A 19,801-nucleotide genomic window follows, 5' to 3' on the forward strand; every position below is an offset into this window, starting at 1 on the left:
TGAAGGCCGCCATCGTATTTAAACCCAGCTCGATACAAATCATATCAAGGTTTTTTTCAATTCTTCATCTTTAATGGAGTTTTACTTGATTGGCGAATTTATCCGAGACCCCGAAATTGACAACAATGAATTCATCGGTTTCAAAAATAGCGCCTTTTTTCGGCCACTGAGGCTTATCTTGCACCAGCGAGTAAGCTTCTTCTCGCATCGCGTAATTATCAGCTTTGAAGTCGTACCCCAGGTCTTTAAAAAACTTGTGCGCTTCGGAAACATTGTTTTCGAAATTCCAGCCGACGGCCCAATCTAGAAAACTATCGCCATTGCTTTGGACAAATTTGTACGCATACTTGCCTTCCGGTACAATCCCGGTCAGGTTCATATAGAGTATTCCGGCCAGACTGTTTTTTTCTGCCGAGGTATACTGGTTGATATTATCCGACAACTTGTAATCGCCCAAGAAGACAACCGGTTTGTCCAAATCGTAATTTGAACGGATTTCTGTGGCAACCTGGTTGACCACATTGACCTCTTCTTCGTACCGCATATAATCAACGTAGAACCATTTGTTAATATCATTTAACTGCCAAATAAGAAAGATACAAAGAACCACGACAAACGCTTTTTTTATTGCTGTTCTGAATTTGCCTTCTTCAACAAACTGCAGTGAGAGCATAAAAACAAAGGCAGTAAAAACGCTAAAAACCGAACATGCCCGGTATGGCGTTTCAATTCCCTGGAGGATGGTTAAAGAAAACACGCTCAAAATGCTTCCTAAATATAAAACAGCGATTGATACCGACCGGTACTTGAATCCTTGCCAAAACATCAGAAAAATTGTTATTCCCACCGTGATCACCAAAAAGGTGATTGGCAGATACACCAACGCATTGTAAAAATAACTCAAGGTTACTCCATCAATGAGCTTTGGCAGGTTTTGCATGATTCCATGATCCCAATGAATTTCCTTCGATGCATTCGTGCTGGTGCCAAGATGAAAGGCAATCTTTAAGATCATATCAATAAGTAGGCGCAGAACGATGCCGATAATTAGCGGGATCACAAAATATAAGCCCCGCAAACACACATCTTTAAAGTTCCTACTATCATCACTGTATAAAAACCGCAATATCAAAATGGTAAAAATTCCAAACAAATAGACAACCGCCAACGATTCGTATAAGGATAACGTCAAGGCTATTAAGAAGGATGCAACGATATATGTACCCGGCTTGTTCAGCTTTTGGGTGTCGCTTGACAAAATAAACAATATGAACGCGATCATCGCAAGTCCCAGACAGACTTCGAAATTAGAACCCATATAAATAAATATTTCGGTAAGCAATGGATATGAAACAAAAAAACACGCAAAAAAAATATAGCTGATTAATTTTAATCGATTGTTGGAAACCTTCTTAAATAACGAACACCACAGTACCGCTGCTGCAATCAGACTCAGAATGGCAAAATAGTCCAGCACGAAGGGTCTGAAGTTATAAATTCCCAATATCTTATCGATTAACACCTGAAAAAATCGCCCCTGCGTCAGCAGCTCATTTTGCCTGTAATAATAATCCATGGCGGCATCATCGACACTAATCGTTGGGTGCGTTAAGGTGAATCCGAAACTCATGATTGTTACAATCAGTAATGTAATCATAAACCATCTGCTGTTCAGGAAGAATTTTACGTTTTCTTTTAAGTTAACCATCGTTGTCTCCATCAAACTCCATTTTGAATATTATTGTGTGATTATCTCATTGCAAGCAATAACTCAATTCCCTATTCCGCTAGCAATAAAAATTCACTTCGTAATTAAATTTTTAATTTAGACCATCTTTTAGCACAAAACCAACCAATGTAAAACGGTCAAGTGGAAAAAACAAGTACCAATGTTTTCTCTGGTTGGTTGACTTCTGAAGATGTTATAGCAAAAATTTCTTTGATAAAACTGAATTTTAGATTTCAAGCCCTTTTCATTTTCCTATAAACAATCAATCAAAAGGCTTTTAATGAAAAAGCCATCAGAGATAATTGTCTCATTAACGACTGTTGGCAAAACGATTACCCAGGTGAATGTCGACGAAAAAGCATTAAATTTAGCTGAAATTGAAGTTGAAATATAATTTTACAAGGTTACCGTTTCAAAAATTGTATAAACCTCGTGGTTGATATGAAGTACTCGACGGATTTTATATAATCCGATTTCTGAAAACAAAGAACCCTAAACGAATATAGAAAGTCATTAACCACCACCTAAGTGGAGGTATACTATTATCAAATTACTTATGACATAACTGCAATCACAGCCTTTGCAGGGTTAAAATTGACTCGATCTGATTTTCCATTCTCTTATAGTAACAATTCTCAACGGCATGATAATACCACGCTACATCATGCAAGCGCTTTTTAGTCTCCCAATTCAATTGTGGCTGTTCACCGTTCACGAAATACTTTTTCTGTATGGGTTCGCTAAGGACCCAGCCCTAATACCTTGTCAGACTCATCTCCTTTTGCACTGATTAAAGCAATCGGAATTTTAGAAGTACTCCTGATTTCTTTACATACCTCCAGTCCATTGCCGTCGGGAAGAAAGATATCCAATATAATCAGATCGATCTTCTTTTCTTTGATCATTTCCAATCCTTCTCTGGAAAGCGTCGTGCAATAAACACCAAAACCAAAACCTTCTCTTTCCAGATAAGTCTTAATTAATTGCTGCACTTCAAGATCATCATCAATTATTAATACTGTTTTCATTCTTTTTCACGTTTCTTTCTATTCGCTGGGACTCAGTCGTTATGAAAGAGAAAATGCGATTTTTTATTTTTACATTTTTTATTAAACTTACAAATACACCTCAACTCGCAGTGGGAAGCCATATTAGTTCCACTGTTAAAGCAATGAATGCATATGAAGAAAGCCCTGTTAACAAAAAAAATAAATCTGACAAGGACAGACACCTTTAGATATTTGCCCCAAACAGGTAATTAAATTTGGAATAACCCGAAAATGAATCAGGCAACAAAATCCTCTGGCATGTTTCGTTTGCAAGACCATCTGAGGGCGATTCTTGACTCATCCACTCAGATGATTTGTCATTCCACACCTACCTATATTTCTGAACCATAAAATAAAAATAACCAGTATAACTATAAAAAAAATGTTATACTGGTTATTTTTATTATTTGAATCAGTAAAGGAAAAATAAAATGTATAAAGAACTTGGTGAGTTGTTTGGTCTGCTTTTGATCGTTGCGTTTGGATGTACCCTATTAAACTATGGCGTAAAATTTGTTAATAAAGAATGGGGTAAAAAGATTTCTGCCAATGAGTTTGGCAAAAAAACAATGAAATTACTAATGACCGTTTTTGTTCGCAATCATAAATTTTTTGGTCTATTAACCGCACTACTGCTAATTGCCCATTTCACAGTTCAATTCAGCCAATTTGGAATAAATCTTACGGGACTCCTTGCGGCAGCATTAATTATTTTGCAGGTCACTTTAGGCATCTATGCAACACGCACCCACCGTCCTCGAAAGGGCGTGTGGTTTCTGACACACCGATCAATTGCCGTTTTTATTGTCTTGGGTATTGCCTTACATTTGTTAGCACCCTATGTACTGAATAATGCATTGATAAAAAATACCGCCACTACGGTACAGGCCTCACAAACCACTAGTAATTCAACGAGTTTTACAAAGGATGACTTGGCCAAATATAATGGCAAAAATGGCAATGCAGCCTATGTTGCGTACAAAAACGTGGTCTATGATGTGTCGAACAATCGGCAATGGGTGAACGGTCAACACAATGGTCATAGTGCTGGCACCGATTTGACCCAAGCAATTTCGGCTTCACCTCATGGCGATACCGTATTTAAGAATCTTCCCGTTGTAGGCGAATATATTAATTGACGTAACTTATAACTATTTAAACCTTGATTTTTCAGACAAATGAAAAGATGACATACTATAATTCAACCTATCTTGCTATTTCCACTTATTTAAAGGTGCTCCGGCGCCTTTTTTATTTGCTTAATTGCTTGCGGAATTACCATTGATCCCTGCGGAAATTACGAAAAAGCCGAAACTGAATTAAGTGAAGGGTGTCGGCTACTGTATTTCCTCTAAACAACCTTTTAAAATCCGGATCATTTCATCAATATGTTTCTTCTCAATAATTAAGGGCGGCAGGAATCGCAAAACATTTGGACCCGCCGTGATCATAATCAGATTATTTTTCTGGGCTTTGACAATGACATCTTTTACCGGAAAATCCAGCTCTAGCGCCTGCATCAACCCTTTCCCCCGACGTTGTTTTATACACGGATAACAATCTGCCAGTTGATCTAATTGCACTTCTAAATAATTACTAACTACTAAAACATGCTCTAACAAATGGGTTTCTTCATAAATATCAAACACCGTTTTGACAGCTGCACCAGCTAATGGATTAAAACCATATGTCGTGCCATGATCACCCGGTTCTAAAACAGCTGCCGCTTTCCCCCTTGCCGCAAAGGTCCCAACCGGAATACCACATCCCAAGGCTTTGGCCGCAGTAATGACATCCGGAATGACGCCATAAGCCTGATAAGCAAACATATTCCCGGTTCGTCCCATTCCGCATTGTATTTCATCCAACATCAGTAACAGGTCATAATCGGCACATAGTTTTTCTACTCCGACCAGAAATTCTTTAGTAGCTGGATACAAGCCACCCTCGCCCTGAATGGTCTCGAGAAGAATTGCACACGTTTTTTCCCCAATTTGTTCTTTAACACTTTCTAGATTATTAAACGTCGCAAATTTTATATTCGGAATCATGGGTCCAAACGCTTTCTGATAATTTGGTTGTCCGGTAACCGCCAAGGCCCCCATACTTCGTCCATGGAAAGAATGATCCATAGCGATTATCTCACCTTCGGCACTTCCTGTTTTATTAAAATAATATTTACGGGCAATCTTAATTGCCCCTTCAATCGCCTCTGTCCCAGAATTGGTAAAAAATACCTTCTCCATCCCGGATGATGCGGCAAATTTTTCGGCCGCATCTGCTGATGGTTTATTATAAAACAAATTTGACGTATGAATTAATTGATCGATCTGTTTTTTCAAGCTTTCATTATATTCAGCATTGGCGTAACCTAATGCAAACACACCAATACCCGCAGCAAAATCAAGATATTGTTTGCCAGAATCATCAAAGAGATATACCCCGCTACCATATTCTAAAACAATCGGATAACGGTTATAAGTATGGAGAAAATACGTTTCTGCCTTTTTTATTGTTGGATTCATCATTGATACTTCCTTTCAAATTTGATTACAACTATAACATAGTGTGTTTTTAATTGCAAGTTGCAATTATTGTTAACAACAATAATTGTACTATTAAACATATCATGCTACAATAGACCCAGTTAAAAAGGAGGAAATACCTTGAAATTATCTAATCCAAAACAATTCAGAGAACAGATCCGCATCCTTGAACGAAAATTAGGACTGCTAAAAAAAAATAACGGTAGTTGTTGTGCGGAAGTCTTAACTCTTGCCCAATGTCATGCCTTAGTCGAAATTGGACGTCTTGGGACCATCTCACTGAAAGAACTATCAGTCATTTTAGCGATTGACATGAGTACCACCAGTCGGACTGTGGATGGACTGGTAAAAAAAAGATATGTCCAGCGTATCGCCTCTCAGAAAGATCGACGCAGTATTAACATATCGCTTTCAGATTCCGGTAAAATAATTTTTGAAACCATCGAAACCAATAATGATATTTTCTTTGCTGAAATTTTTTCCAATCTTCCTGATAATGAAAAGATGCCTGTTTTGCATGCACTTGAGGTTATTTTGAATGCTTTTGATAAAGAGTCTTGAACATCTAGAAAAGCGGTGTACTCAGAACTTGAGACTGATAAATCGTAAGCGTGTTGACACCATGGGAGTTATTTAACTGATTGTTTACTGTTGAGTAATTTATGCAAAACAATAACATAATTAAAAGAAAAATTAAAGGAGTTACCCGTGAGCAGTGATACCTTATTGAGCATCGGAGAAGTCGTAAAAACATGTAAAGTCTCTCATAAAACCTTACGTTATTATGATCAATTAGGTCTCTTAAAACCGGCATTAGTGAATCAGAATAATAATTATCGTTTTTATAAAAAGTCGCAGATTACCCGATTAACTACAATCAAACAATTACAGGAATTGGGTCTTTCACTAGAGGATATCAGCACTTTTTATCATCAGAATACGCCTGAAAATATTTTTGACAGTTTAAATCATCTTTTAGTGACACAAGAAACAAGTATTAAAAACGAAATCGCTTTGCTTTCTGAAAAACTTAGAAAAATCCAGACGATAAAATCCCATTTTGCTGAAATCACAGAAAATTTAAGCGGTAATGAAACTGAAGCTTTAATACTAAAAGAGCTTCCATCCAGAACCATCATCTACAAAGAATACAATGGCATCTATCCAGCTTCAGTTTTTAGAGATACTTATAAAACGATCTTAGACCACCTCCAGGAACAGGGCATGGATTTTAGCAATATCTGCTCGCCACCATTGGCATTTAGAACTAATTCCCAAAACTCACAACCGGTTAATTTAAAAATAGGTTATGCCATAAAATCACCGTTAGGATTTGAGGACTTTCAAATCCTAACCTTGCCAGCCGGACACTACGCCTGTGTTCTTCATAAAGGAAATTACGATTCACTTCAGAAACTGGTTTTTAATGAACTGTTCAGCGATCCATTCATTAACACCGTTACTAATCAAATTACTGCTCTTGAGATTTATTATATCAGTGAGGCGACTACCGATATAAGCGATCTTTTTTTAACTGAAATTCAGATTTTTGCAAATAATGTTTGACCCTCTCCTTAGGACAGCCTTTATAATTTAATTATTAAAGAACCCAAAGGAGAAAATGCGATGAAATATTCTATTTTTAAAGACACCTTGGTGGATATGCCCTATCCGGAAATTGAAGAATCAATCAAGCAAAATGCTTGGGTGTTGCTGCCGATTTCGGTTGTTGAAGAACATGGTCCACATTTATGCACCGGAACCGATATTTATTTAACTCAATCTTTATGTCAGAAGGTTAAACAAAAACTGAAGGTTAAAGATCATCCAGTTGTTATTGCTCCGCCATTTTATTGGGGCGTAAACAGTATTACCGATGGTTTTGTTGGTTCTTTTTCAATTAAGCCTGAAACAATGACAATGATGGTCCTGGAAATTTTAGACAATTTAAACAAATGGGGATTTAAAAAGATATTTTTACTAAATTTTCACGGTGATTTTATCCATATTAAAACAATTGTTGAGATTGTCGAGCAAGCAAATAAAAAAAACATTGAAGCCTATTTCTTGATTGATAAAAATCTAATTTCGCGAATGGATTTAAATCAAGATGCGGCCTATTTAGCAAGCGTCGAATTAGATCCAAATAAAGCTAATCTTGAAACCAGTGTTATTGATATTCATGCCGGGGCAACCGAAACAAGCTGGATGGCACTTTCCTACAACAAGCTGGTAGATATTGAAAAAGCCAAAACTTTAAAACCAACCAACCTGACCATAAGCGATTTAAAAGCATGGCTTATGGGTGGTGAATTTGCAAAAAGTATGACGCCGTTAGGCTATTGTGGCAATCCATCCAATATTGACCTGGAAAAAATAAAAATTATGGAGGATATTATCGCAGAAAAATATGCGTCCGCAATAATCAAGTTTTCCGAAAATACATTACATCAATATTTATAAAATTTCTGCAAAAATCTTTACAAATAAATTGTCGTGGGTGAATCAATGAAATATTACAAATGTGATCCATATAAAATTGAATTTGCGTTATTAGATAACACCAATCTTACGTTTGACAATCATAATCACATTTCAATTTATGCCATTGGTTTGATCCTTGATGGCAACGTTATTTTGACTAAAAAAAATGTTGTCTACGAATTCACTACGGATGATTTATTTATTATCCCTCCGTATATGGTTCATTCCCTCATTCCCTCTTCTGGTCAATATTCGATTATTACATTATGTATTGGCACAGAATTTTTGGACACCCATGATTTTAATACTGGCAAACTGCTGATTCGTGATCTTGCAAACCAATTAGTTTACGATGGCTTTCTCACACATCCACAGGTTAAAGCTTTTTTAGATGCTCTGGAACTGGTGTATGATATGGCTATCAAATTGGATGCTGATTATGCCACAATTATTACTGAAGCAAAGAATTTGATTGAGACTCAGCCAGAAGAAGATATCACCCTGGATGCATTATCGCAACAGGTCTTTGTCAGTAAATATTATTTAATCCGGGAATTTAAAAAAGCGATTGGATTATCGCCCCATCGTTTTCAGATCCAGAACCGGATCAGAAAAGCCCAGCATCTTCTCACAAACGGATCAACGATGACTGAAACGGCGCAATCAACCGGCTTTTATGATCAGAGTCATTTTATTAAATATTTCAAAAAAATAGTCGGTATAACACCCTCTGAATATCTAGCTTCCTTGAAAATCTTGGATTAACGAGCAATTTTTTACAATCAACACCGATCTGATTTTGATATAGTTATTTTAGAAAGCACACAAATTAAAAGTGCTTTTAAAATAAAGTGAGGTATTTAAAATGAAAAAACCAGAAACTTTCTTAAACTTTAACAATGGCGTATTGGCCGTTCCCAATGCTACCAAAGAATTTTGTGACATTCTCTGGACACCACATCCGGCATTTGAAGGGGTAGAACTTAAACACCTTATCACCGCTGCTGATACCGACGGACAATTTAGTTACCATCTTGTGAAAATCGCCCCTAATAAAAGCATCTTAAATCATGTTCACGAAAAACAGTTAGAAACCCATGAAGTGATTGGGGGTTCTGGAACCTGTATTAATGCCGGCCAGAACATCCTTTATGAACCTGGTACCATCTCCATTATGTCTGCCGGCATCGAACATGAAGTAATTGCTAACGATGACGGCCTTTATTTGTTCGCAAAATTCATTCCCGCATTAGCTTAATTTTATTTTGACGACTCAGTGCTTTAAACCCAGGTTAAAAACCTGGGTTTATTTTGTTAATGTAAGACGCTGCTGATAATCAAACGATTGTTTTCTCTGATGTTTTCTTATGTTAACATCCAGATGCCTGTTCCAACAGCATTTTATTTACCGCATTAATCAGCGCTAGGGCACTGGCACGCATCACATCCTGCTCAATCGCCTTCCCGGAGTATAATTGATCCGCATAGCGAATTTGGGTAGTGACTTTTCCTAGGCTGCCTTTTCCCCGACTTAAGCTGTTGATTCGGTAATCGATAAGTTCAATTGGCGCAGCGATTGCTTCTATAATTGCCCCATAAAGCGCATCGATGACACCTGACCCGGTTTGACTTATCACCACTTCTTTGTCACCTCTGGCCAGCGTTACCGTTGCCGCAGGGCGGCTGTCGGTTACCGTCAGCTCATAATCGAGCAGTTGCCATAATTCACGGTTATTTCCGCCACTGGTAAGGGCGCTTTTTTTCAAGAGCGTCAGCACATCATTATCATAGATCTCTTTTTGGGCATCCGCCATAGTTAGAAACTGCTGATAGATGTCCTCCAAGGATTCTTCGGGAATCGCAAAACCCAGACGTTGAGTAACGTGCATAAATGCGTGCCGACCGGATCTGGCGGTGAGGACGATTTCCATTGCCGGAGCTCCAATGGTTTCCGGATCCATAATTTCGTACACGTCTTTTGATTTGAGTAATCCATCCTGATGGATACCGGAGGAATGCGCAAAGGCATTTTCTCCGGTGATGGCCTTATTAACCTGAACATCTAACCCCATGGTCGCACTGACAATCCGGGAGGTTTCATAAATCTGACGGGTATCCACCGTGGTATGCCCACCATAATAAGCTTCATGGAGAGAAATCCCCATGACCACTTCTTCCAAAGCGGTATTCCCGGCTCGCTCACCAATGCCGTTGATGGTGCATTCCACCTTATCCGCCCCATTTTTTACCGCTGCCAGGGTATTGGCAGTGGCCAAACCGGTATCATTATGACAATGAACACTGAGTAAAACGCTGGGATCCAGATTTCTCAAACGATCATTAATCCGATAGATCAGTTTCCCGAATTCTTCCGGAATGGCAAACCCCACCGTATCCGGTACATTGATGATGGTGGCACCAGCTTTTACCACCGCTTCAATGGTTTGCCAGAGATACTCAAACTCCGAACGACTGGCATCCTCCAGCGAATATTGAACCTGGGGCAGCAGGCTGCTGGCATATTTAACCGCACCCACACCCATCTCGATCACCTGCTGGGGTGTCTTTCTAAACTTCTTTGATACGTGGACATCTGATGATCCCAATACAATATGAATCAGGGGAAGCTCAGCTTCCCGAATACTCTCATAAATACAATCAATATCCGATTGTATGGCTCGGCCCAATGCTGCAATCCAGACATCCTTCCCGACTTTCCGACTGATCGCCCGAACGGCCTCAAAATCCCCTTGCGATGACGAAGGAAACCCCACCTCCATCATATCCACCTTCATTTTGGCAATTTGTTCGGCAACGTCCAGCTTTTCTGCCAGATTCAGTTTAGCTCCCGGCACCTGTTCCCCATCTCTTAAGGTTGTGTCGAATACATAAATTTTTCGTGACATCATCTTTCTCCTTTTATGAATTTTGTGTAAAAAAGCTCCCTCTTCATCTCAATCAGAGACGAAAAGGGAGCTTTCCGCGGTACCACTCTTATTCATACAGGTGACTGTATGCACTTTCTCGATACCCTTTATTCTGCCGATAAAAACTATTTTTGTATAAAAAAACGCCTGTCTCAAACGAGACAGACGAAAATCTGCTATACCACTCTATTTTATACGGTTAGTTTTCAATACGGGTTTAATAAAACCGATATCCATCCCTCGTAACGGCGGGCTTCCGTCTTAACCTACTTTTTCGCCGGATTTTTTCATCAGCGTCATTTCAGCAAGCAACTCCGAGGTGAGTTCATCTTTTTCTGATTTCTGCTTCGCACCAGCCAGCAGATCTCTGTCAATCATCTAAAAACTACTATTCCTCATCAACGTCTTTTTATATTTGCTTTATCATAAACGAATAAGGGACGCTTGTCAACCCTATATCTAGTTCAAAGCAAACTACGCACGGTACATGGACACAAAAAGCAGATTGCATAATACCCTTTTATCGGCATAGTTTGATTCTTAGTCCATTATTCGCTTTTTGTTTATTCTTGACTGGCATGTATTTCATTTTCCTGCACAGCAATTTTATCCACCATTCTTGACTTTTTTCTCAGCAGTCGCAACAAGGTTAATACCGCTCCAATCAGACAGATCACCGCCGCTACAATGTAGACCGTTCGCATCCCGTTGATGAAAGCTACATTTTGACCGACCACATAATCCGTCACACGATAACCCAGTTCAGCGCTCATACTGCTATAAAGCAAGGTGGTAGCCAGAGCAATCCCGCAAACCATACCCATATTTCGAACCAGAGCATTGATGCTCCCGGCAATCCCCAGCTGATGTCTTCCGACGGTTGACATGATCAGTGAATTATTCGGGGATTGGAACAAGCCCATCCCAACAGATATAACGACAATGAAGATGACCAAGGTCATCAGCGATGACTGTTCTGTAAGGTTTGACATCAAAAACAGACCCAGACTGATGAGCAGCAAGCCGATGAAGGTTAACAATTCCGATCCGATTTTGTCGGATACATGACCGCTGACTGGTGCCAGCACCATTAAAATCAACGGGAAAATCATCATAATTACTCCTGCCTGCTCGGGTGAATAAGCCATAACGTCCTGGAGATAGAAAGGTTGAATAATACTGTAGCAAAATAGACCAACAAAGGCAATGAAAGCGCAAAATACACTCAGTGAAAATAGTTTATTTTTAAAAATTTCCAATGGAATTAACGGACTTTCACGTTTTTGTTCTACCCGGATAAATGCGATAAATGATAGTATCGACACCATAAATGCAGTCAGAATCAGCGGATTACCAAAACCCAGACTTGGCACCTGTCCCAATGCCACAAATAATGGCACGATGCTGAGCATAAACAGTGCCGCTCCCAGCATATCCAACCGATCCGTTGCCTTTTTATTGCTTCGCGGCAGCAGCTTGATGGCAAAAAATAAGACCACTACACCCACCGGTACATTGATCAGAAAGATATATTCCCAACTGGAAGTGCCCACAATGATGCCCCCAAGACCGGGACCAACCAGAGATCCCAAGGCCACTGATGTGCCGGTTAAACCCAGAGCCTTGCCCCGCTCAGTGGCCGGAAAAACCTGAGTAATGATGCCCTGATTGTTGGCCATGGTTGCGGCGGCACCAACCGCCTGAACAATCCGAGCCCCGATAAGCACCGGAAAAACACTGGTGATACCGCAAAGCAGCGATCCCATGGTGAACAACGCAATGCCGAAGATAAAGATCTTGGTCTTGCCCAGCATATCCCCCAGTTTTCCAAAGATCAGGATGATCCCCACAATGACAATTAGATAACTGGTTACCACCAGCTGAATTTGAGAGGTATCAACATCCAGTACCTTGGCCATCTGTGGTAATGCCACATTGACGATACTGCTATCCAAGGTGGCCATAAAGGTGGACATGACCACAATTAGCAGAATTGGCCATTTATTTTTCTCATAATTTTTTTCCATCATTCCTCCTCGACTCTGAGCTGCTGAGTTCGCATAAATATTTTTTTCATTGATGCTAGAGTCACGGCCTTCTCTTCCGGCGATAAATCTACCGAGATCAAGTCCACAATCTCCTGAATTTCCCCGTGCATCTCAGGTAATACCGCTTTGGCTTTTTCGGTCAGATATAATTGATAGGCTCGACAATCCCCATCTTTACCGACTTTATAAACATATTCCAACGCAATCAGCCGTTTAATGGTGCGGGTAGTCATGGCCTTATCATTGCCAATTTTTCTGCTGAGTTGATGGAGGCTGACACCCTCGCTTTTTTCGAGAATAAAAAGATAAGGCATCGAACCACTGCTTAAGCCATATTTTTTCATCACCTTGTCCAATTGAATCTGGTTGTTTCTGAATATTTTATTATTGAGCATAATAAAATGCATGTTTTCAATTTCCAATGTACTCACTCCTTTATTATTGACTAGTCAACCTTATTATATTTTTTTTGCATTGAGTTGTCAACTTGTTATCAAAAACAAATATTTAGATTGAATTTACTAAAACGATCAGATATAATGTTGGAAGTAACTAAACAGATTCGATTGAATATCCACGCTGTGAAGAGTAACAGCATCTATGCAAGCGTAGATCAGCGGTATAATCTTTCAAGGAAAAGTGGTGAACAAACCTGAATTATTGTTTAAACGTATTTAATACCATATCAAAAAGGAGTATAAATGAAGTATGAAAAAAGTTTGTTATCAAAGATCCTGTTAACGGTTGTCCTGCCTGTTGCTTTAGTTTTTTTTGCAACCATTGGTATTTCTATGGTTGTTTTAAGCCAGAACCTCGATCAGTTTTCAAAGATCCAAAACAGCATGATCCTCATCGATACCATCGGATTAATTGTTATCGTTGGCGTAATTGTACTTGGCTTGAAAGAAACCTCTGATAAAATATCTCAGCTCATCGAAGTTGCCAATTGCATCGTAGCTGGTGATACTGAAGTTAACTACGATGCTGAACAGCCTCGAGATCAGTTGGGACGATTAGGTTATACCTTGATTGAGATCGCAGAGCGGTTTAAATTACAGGCAGAGATTGCTAATCGAATCGGTGCTGGTGACCTATCGGTAGCCATAAACCCAACCTCAACAAAAGATCTAATGGGAAATAGTTTGCTGACAATACAAAAATCAGTACGAACCGTTGTTGATTATCTGGTGATGCTACCAGAAAGCACGAAGCCGGAAACCGATTTGAGCGGCGATTATAAAAATGCTATCGAACAGGTTAATCTGGCCATGGAAACGGTGTCGAATCAAAGTGATTTCTTTCAGGCCATTCTTGATGCCATGCCTTACCGTGTGACAGTCGTTAACACGGATTCACAGATTACTTTTCTTAATAAAGCACTCGGTGATTTAATGAAAAAAACCGGAACTGCCGAACGGCGCGAAGACATGTATGGCAGAGCTTGCTCCGAATGTAATCTGCAAATGTGCAAGACTGAAAATTGCGGCGTCACTGCCTTCAAAAAAACTGGCCGTGTCGAATATCCTTTTGAATTCAGAGACCGCTACTATCGCATGGATACAACCGCTGTTATAAATAAAAAAGGCGAAACGATTGGTTATCTGGAAACATCTCACGATACGACCCCAAGTGAAAGTGTGGCCCATTTCACCAAAAAAGAAGTCCTGCGTTTAGAAGAAAACTTAGAGCGATTGACCGCCGGAAATCTGGATTTCAATATAGCTATTCAGAAACCAAATGAGTATACCAACGCTACCTATGAACAGTTTATGACCATCGAAAATAATCTGATCCGCGTAAAAGATTCAATTAGCGATCTCATCGAAGATGCCACCCAGCTTACCCGGGCCGCCATCCAAGGTGAGTTGGAGATCCGGGCCGATGAAACACGCTTCGGCGGTGCCTGGCAAAAACTGATTAAGGGTATGAACGGCATTCTTGAAAAAATTTCAGAACCCATCAATGAAGTCGCAGCAACTATGGATGAAATGTCCGAAGGAAATTTAAATGCCACCGTAAATGGCGCCTATCAAGGAAGTTTTGAAGCGTTAAAAACATCGGTTAACACCATGGGAAGCCGCTTCAGAACCGTTGTAACTGAAATTTCGGCCGTTACTGAAGAAATCGGCAATGGCAATTTGAGCATCGACGACATGAGAGTATACCGGGGTGATTTTAATGCTATTTCTATTTCGCTAAATACGATTATTAAAAAACTAAACTCGCTCATGAGTGATATCAACAACGCGGCTGAACAAGTGAATGCCGGTGCCAATCAAATCTCTGACAGCAGCCAGTCACTGGCTCAAGGCTCCACCGAACAAGCCAGCTCGATTCAGGAATTGACGGCATCCATCACTGAAATCGCTGACCAGACTAAAAACAATGCTGTCAATGCAAACAAAGCCAGAGATCTGGCCACCGAAGTTGCGGAAAACGCCGATAAAGGCAATCATCAAATGACAGAAATGCAGCGCTCGATGGTCGACATTAACAAGTCTTCTGACGATATTTCAAAAATCATTAAAGTCATAGATGATATTGCTTTCCAAACTAACATTCTCGCTCTAAATGCGGCGGTTGAAGCCGCACGGGCCGGACAACACGGCAAGGGCTTTGCCGTCGTTGCTGAAGAAGTCAGAACCTTGGCCGCCCGAAGTGCCGATGCCGCCAAAGAGACAACCGGACTGATCGAAGGTTCCATCAGCAAGGTTCAGGAAGGCACCAAAATTGCCGATGAAACCGCTGCCGCGCTGGATGAAATTGTCACCGGTATTGGCCAAGTTACCAGCCTGATTGGTAATATTGCCACCGCATCCAACGAACAAGCCACCGGAATTGCGCAGATCAACATGGGTGTCGAACAAGTTGCCCAGGTTGTCCAGCAGAATTCGGCCACTGCCGAACAAAGTGCAGCCGCCAGTGAAGAATTATCTGGCCAAGCGGTTTTATTAAAACAAATGATCGATCAGTTTCAGCTGCGATAATTTGCCTATTCCCTACCAAAATAAAAGCCATCACTTAACGTGGTGGCTTGAGGTTGTCGATAAACTACCGTACCGACCAATTATTAATCTGTTGTTCGCTGCGGAATCGGACAGGCTTTGCCGTGTCCGCTCCGATGCGTACAACATGATGTAACAATTGTCGGTACTGGGTTATCTTTTTTGACAGTCTGAAGCCATCACTTAACGTGGTGGCTTTTTTTATGCCCATTGGTCTTAAATCGAGATAATCCTGATCAATCGGTTTTTATTTATACCAATCGTTTTAATCCTGCCGCGTCAATAAGACGGTTGACGAGATCCGAGCCGATGCCGATGACGGTTTCTTCATGGGTAAAATCGGTAATTTTTTCGTCAAAAAGGATGGTGGCCTGGGCGGGCAGCTCATCGTCACCATCCCAAAATAGAAACCGGATTGGCATACAGACAAAGGCCATGGCCTGAAAGCCGGCGTCTGAATTTGGTAACCGTTCAAAGCCCAGTTTTTCTGCCGCCGCAATCAATTGCTGGGTTTTGCCTTCAAATGTTTTGGCAAAAGGAGAGAGCGTCGATTTTTTAAATGCCGGACTAAACGGCGCCGCACCCCGGAGCTCGTGGAGGGGAATAAAATTACCGGAATTTCGCGGTGCTTCTTGTGAGAAATGAAATAAGTGGTAGATGGCTGATTGGGTGTAAAAGTCCACCTCTTCTTCCGGTTTATCGACCCGGATAATGCTGGCATCGCTGCGGTTGATTTCGTAGTTCACGCCAAAGTAAGTGATCGGCAAATTATTCTCATTATAGCCAGGCAGTCCCAGAGCGGCATAGCGTTCTTCGTAGTTAAACTCCAGCGCCTTTAAGCGCCAGTATTCACATACTTTTTTGTAATTATCTAGTTCCATATTCGTCTCTCTTTCTGATTTTTTTCATACATAGCTATAATATCTTAAGGGTGATGGTTACCAAACCACCTTGGGCCGTGTTGCCAATGACAAGCTGACCACCATGCTGCTTCACAATGTTGTCGGCAATATAAAGTCCCATCCCGTGATGTTTGTGATCGGTCCTGCTGCTATCCGACATGAAGAATTGCTCTTTCCCATGGCGTAGCGCCTGGTCTCCAAAGCCTTTTCCACCATCACGAATGGTCAAGATCAGTTCACTGTCCCTTTTTTGCGCCGTTACCGCAATGGTTCCCTGGGGTGGCGTAAATTCAACGGCATTTCCCATCACATTCATAATCGCCCGGTGTAACTTTTCCCGATCAGCTTGAATCACTTCCTTGTCCAAATCGATTTCCTGCCAGGTGAGATTAATGTTCTTTTTTATGATCATCCCCCTAGTCTGCTCTTGGATGCCATCAAGTAAATTCTTAACCGCCACCTTTTTAACCGCCAACGCTTCCGGTGTTTCCGATTTTGAAAGCTCAACCAATTTATTAATATAGCCTTCTATTTGGGTCGCATTTTCGATGATATATTTCTGATATTGCATTTGCTCCGGGTCTAAGACCGTTTCGCCTAAAAGCTCGACATTCCCCTTGATGATCGTTAATGGCGTTTTGATATCGTGGGCTAAAGCGGAAATTTGTTCCTGTTTTCCTTTTTTAATCTGCCATTGCTGCAGCAACGACTCTTTTAGCGCATCCCGGAGCTGATACAGGCTGTCCAACACCTGATTGATTTCTCGCACATCGCTTCCGCCCAGATCAAAATCCAGGTTCTGATTTTCAATGTTCCGGGAAGCCGCCTGCAAGACCGCTATTTTTTCGCCTAAGTATTTACCAAAAATGATTGATAGAATCACAATCATTCCAATCATTTCCAGCGTAAAGAGTCCGATCCAGAGCGCTTCCAAATTTGGAAAGGCCTGGCGCAAGCGTGTATCACTAAATTGCAATGAGATTGGATAAGTGATTAGGAGCACTTCATTTTCTCTTTGGATCACATAAATAAATGCCGACCCACTCAATGACGAGTCCCCATTTTCATAATTCTTCCATACCTGGCTGATTTTTTCAAGAGCATCCGACCCATCCTCAGGAAATGAACCATATTGATAAGTGCCAGTCAGATCATAAACGCCAAAGCCAGACCCATCGGGAATCATATCTGGGGTAATCGTCTTTGAGCTTTGAAGTATCGCACTGTTTTTTTGAATAAATGATTCCGCGTAATTTGCCGGATAGATAATTGCCGAGTTAAGCGCATACGATAAAAGTCCAAAATTGGCTCCGATAATAAGTAAACTAAATCCCAGTATGCATCCCAGATAGTATAAAAATATCCGCCGCAACGATTTATTTTTACCCCTTATGCTTCCCATTTGTAGCCCACTCCCCGAACTGTTTTGATGGGCTCTTCTTTGCTTAATGCAAATTTACCGCGAATGTTTTTGACATGTTCGACAATCACGCTGTTGTCACTCTCGCCAAAAACGCCAAACACCGACTCATAAATCTGTTCTTTGGAAAACACCTGCCCATGATGTAACGCCAACAGCTCTGATATTTCATACTCGCTTTTAGTCAGTGCAATAGGTGCATCACCAATGTAACAGGCTTTTCGGGACATAAAAAAATGACAATTACCGACCGTAAAGGCATGGGTCTTTTGGCGTGATTCCCGCCTTAAATGGGCGTCAACCCGCGCCCGTAGTTCGGTAATAACAAATGGTTTGGTCAGGTAATCATCGGCCCCCAAACCAAGACCATAAATAATCGCCGCTTCTTCCGCTTTGGCTGTTAAAAAAAGAATCGGACAATCTACCTGATTTCTGATTTTATGACATAATTCAAAGCCACTCATCCCTGGCATCATCACATCCAGGATTATGAGCTGATAATAATTCAATTTTTCTTTTAAGACATCCTCGGGTACTTCGATTTTTTTTATTAGATGACCATTTTTACTCAGGACATTGGCGATTAAATCCAACATCCCGGGGTCATCATCGACCACTAATATATTTGCCATAACCCACTCCTATTCTTCCGATTTACGGCCTTCCCACCTCGAAAACCACACCATCAGAAGTACCATCGCCAAAATGGTAACCGTAATACTCAAAACGATCCCCAGCGTCATCATCGGATCCGGGATCATGATGCCCTTGCCACTTTGCGTAATCGTCGTCCAGGCAAAACGGATGCTCCAGGCACAGGGGAAATAAGGCCATCGGCCATCCCCCATTCCGGTTCTGAAAAGGGCCACAATGAGGGCTTCAAAGATCCCAATGCCGACAGAAACCGATTTTGAAAAACGCAGACTTAAGAATAAATGAAATGCATATAAAAACAGACTGCACCCAAATAGAATGCCCGTCAATGCAAAATAAGTTCCGATCGGCAATGCGGTTATCATTTGCGACATGCCAAGATAAAAACCAATCACGGCAATCACGGTACTTAGCGCCCCAAGCGCAATCAGTACCAGGTATTTACTCATCAGCGCCGACCACTTGACCGGAAAGACGTTCAACAGATTGCGATAATTCCCGGCCTGGTCTTCAGCTTCGGCCACCATCGCGGTAATCACGCCAATCAGAATCGGAAACGCCACGCACATCACCGTAATATAGGTTTTTTGTTTCATAAAGCCGTCCATCGAACTCACCGAATAATAACTCAAAAATACCATCAACCCAATCATCGGCACCAGCAAGTGCAGCCACAGAACTGGGGTTGATTTAAGTTTCATTATATCAGTAATCAGCAGATTTTTAAACTTCATTTATTTTCCCTCCCGATCTTTAAAGGCCCAGGCCGTTGCTGCCACTAGCATGATAAAAACGAGCATACAACCCAGTGCCGCACTCCCGATGCCATTGTTAACTAATAACGGACTGCCTTCCGGAACGGGTAAACCATTGGGCAAAATATGGAGAATCGGACACATCAAGGCCACACCGACACCATATGGGGAATACGCTATAATTGATTCCGTTCCAAATGACACCACCGATAAAATAACCATGCCGACGTTAAACAGCGTTGTCACAAAAAGATTGAATCGATCCGCCAGAAACATGCAAAT

Annotated in this window: 17 protein-coding genes, 1 pseudogene and 1 other annotated feature; of the genes and pseudogenes, 7 read left to right on the plus strand and 11 right to left on the minus strand. The window is 40.9% G+C overall.

Going from position 1 to position 19,801, the window contains the following annotated elements; genetic code table 11:
* Window positions 1-70: 70 nt before the first annotated feature.
* Together Q7J41_RS08295 and Q7J41_RS08300 are read right to left on the minus strand one after the other, a co-directional pair.
* On the minus strand, window positions 71-1,708 hold the full coding sequence (locus Q7J41_RS08295; protein WP_304887037.1) for a glucosyltransferase domain-containing protein: 1,638 nt from the start codon (window positions 1,706-1,708) through the stop codon (window positions 71-73).
* Between the two features lie 761 nt (window positions 1,709-2,469).
* Window positions 2,470-2,757: a response regulator gene (locus tag Q7J41_RS08300; RefSeq protein WP_304887038.1), complete on the minus strand. Its 288-nt coding sequence runs from the start codon at window positions 2,755-2,757 to the stop codon at window positions 2,470-2,472.
* A 452-nt stretch (window positions 2,758-3,209) separates the two neighbouring features.
* On the opposite strand from Q7J41_RS08300, the gene Q7J41_RS08305 reads away from it, so the two are divergent.
* The gene (locus Q7J41_RS08305) at window positions 3,210-3,917 is read left to right on the plus strand and encodes a cytochrome b5 domain-containing protein (RefSeq protein WP_304887039.1); all 708 of its coding nucleotides are present in this window, start codon (window positions 3,210-3,212) and stop codon (window positions 3,915-3,917) included.
* A gap of 198 nt (window positions 3,918-4,115) precedes the next feature.
* On the opposite strand, the gene Q7J41_RS08310 is transcribed toward Q7J41_RS08305, so the two are convergent.
* Window positions 4,116-5,303, minus strand: a complete 1,188-nt coding sequence (locus tag Q7J41_RS08310) for an aspartate aminotransferase family protein (protein ID WP_304887064.1) — start codon at window positions 5,301-5,303, stop codon at window positions 4,116-4,118.
* A gap of 141 nt (window positions 5,304-5,444) precedes the next feature.
* Between Q7J41_RS08310 and Q7J41_RS08315 the strand changes: the two genes are divergently transcribed.
* From Q7J41_RS08315 to Q7J41_RS08335, 5 genes are all read left to right on the plus strand, one after another.
* Window positions 5,445-5,885, plus strand: a complete 441-nt coding sequence (locus tag Q7J41_RS08315) for a MarR family winged helix-turn-helix transcriptional regulator (RefSeq protein ID WP_304887041.1) — start codon at window positions 5,445-5,447, stop codon at window positions 5,883-5,885.
* Between the two features lie 147 nt (window positions 5,886-6,032).
* Entirely contained in the window at window positions 6,033-6,890 is an 858-nt protein-coding gene (locus Q7J41_RS08320) for a MerR family transcriptional regulator (RefSeq protein WP_304887042.1), read from the plus strand.
* A gap of 60 nt (window positions 6,891-6,950) precedes the next feature.
* Window positions 6,951-7,787 carry a creatininase family protein gene (locus tag Q7J41_RS08325; RefSeq protein ID WP_304887044.1) on the plus strand — a complete coding sequence of 279 codons (837 nt, stop codon included), beginning with the start codon at window positions 6,951-6,953 and terminating at the stop codon, window positions 7,785-7,787.
* A 45-nt stretch (window positions 7,788-7,832) separates the two neighbouring features.
* Window positions 7,833-8,573, plus strand: a complete 741-nt coding sequence (locus tag Q7J41_RS08330) for an AraC family transcriptional regulator (protein WP_304887045.1) — start codon at window positions 7,833-7,835, stop codon at window positions 8,571-8,573.
* 100 nt (window positions 8,574-8,673) lie between these two features.
* A complete protein-coding gene (locus tag Q7J41_RS08335) occupies window positions 8,674-9,066 on the plus strand; it encodes a cupin domain-containing protein (protein ID WP_304887046.1) in 393 nt (130 codons plus the stop codon).
* Window positions 9,067-9,178: 112 nt separating this feature from the next.
* Here the strand turns inward: Q7J41_RS08335 and Q7J41_RS08340 are convergent, their stop codons facing one another.
* From Q7J41_RS08340 to Q7J41_RS08350, 3 genes are all read right to left on the minus strand, one after another.
* Window positions 9,179-10,717 carry a 2-isopropylmalate synthase gene (locus Q7J41_RS08340; protein ID WP_304887048.1) on the minus strand — a complete coding sequence of 513 codons (1,539 nt, stop codon included), beginning with the start codon at window positions 10,715-10,717 and terminating at the stop codon, window positions 9,179-9,181.
* A 48-nt stretch (window positions 10,718-10,765) separates the two neighbouring features.
* Window positions 10,766-11,146 (minus strand) — a binding site (T-box leader).
* Between the two features lie 152 nt (window positions 11,147-11,298).
* A complete protein-coding gene (locus Q7J41_RS08345) occupies window positions 11,299-12,762 on the minus strand; it encodes an MFS transporter (RefSeq protein WP_304887050.1) in 1,464 nt (487 codons plus the stop codon).
* Window positions 12,762-13,214 carry a MarR family winged helix-turn-helix transcriptional regulator gene (locus Q7J41_RS08350; RefSeq protein WP_370651000.1) on the minus strand — a complete coding sequence of 151 codons (453 nt, stop codon included), beginning with the start codon at window positions 13,212-13,214 and terminating at the stop codon, window positions 12,762-12,764. Before Q7J41_RS08350 ends, Q7J41_RS08345 begins: the two co-directional genes overlap by 1 nt.
* 270 nt (window positions 13,215-13,484) lie before the next feature.
* Between Q7J41_RS08350 and Q7J41_RS08355 the strand changes: the two genes are divergently transcribed.
* Window positions 13,485-15,770: a methyl-accepting chemotaxis protein gene (locus Q7J41_RS08355; RefSeq protein ID WP_304887054.1), complete on the plus strand. Its 2,286-nt coding sequence runs from the start codon at window positions 13,485-13,487 to the stop codon at window positions 15,768-15,770.
* A gap of 269 nt (window positions 15,771-16,039) precedes the next feature.
* Here the strand turns inward: Q7J41_RS08355 and Q7J41_RS08360 are convergent, their stop codons facing one another.
* From Q7J41_RS08360 to Q7J41_RS08380, 5 genes and pseudogenes are all read right to left on the minus strand, one after another.
* Window positions 16,040-16,669 (minus strand): DUF3786 domain-containing protein, encoded by a 630-nt coding sequence (locus Q7J41_RS08360; protein WP_304887056.1) that lies wholly within the window; start codon window positions 16,667-16,669, stop codon window positions 16,040-16,042.
* 34 nt (window positions 16,670-16,703) lie between these two features.
* On the minus strand, window positions 16,704-18,092 hold the full coding sequence (locus tag Q7J41_RS08365; RefSeq protein ID WP_304887058.1) for a HAMP domain-containing sensor histidine kinase: 1,389 nt from the start codon (window positions 18,090-18,092) through the stop codon (window positions 16,704-16,706).
* Window positions 18,080-18,742, minus strand: a complete 663-nt coding sequence (locus Q7J41_RS08370; RefSeq protein WP_304887060.1) for a response regulator transcription factor — start codon at window positions 18,740-18,742, stop codon at window positions 18,080-18,082. The genes Q7J41_RS08365 and Q7J41_RS08370 overlap by 13 nt, the downstream gene beginning before the upstream one ends.
* Window positions 18,743-18,751: 9 nt before the next feature.
* On the minus strand, window positions 18,752-19,498 hold the full coding sequence (locus Q7J41_RS08375) for a lantibiotic immunity ABC transporter MutG family permease subunit (RefSeq protein WP_304887061.1): 747 nt from the start codon (window positions 19,496-19,498) through the stop codon (window positions 18,752-18,754).
* Window positions 19,499-19,801 (minus strand): annotated as a pseudogene (locus tag Q7J41_RS08380) (hypothetical protein); the annotation flags it as partial.

Source organism: Acetobacterium sp. (genome assembly GCF_030652775.1).
Lineage (GTDB): Bacteria > Bacillota > Clostridia > Eubacteriales > Eubacteriaceae > Acetobacterium.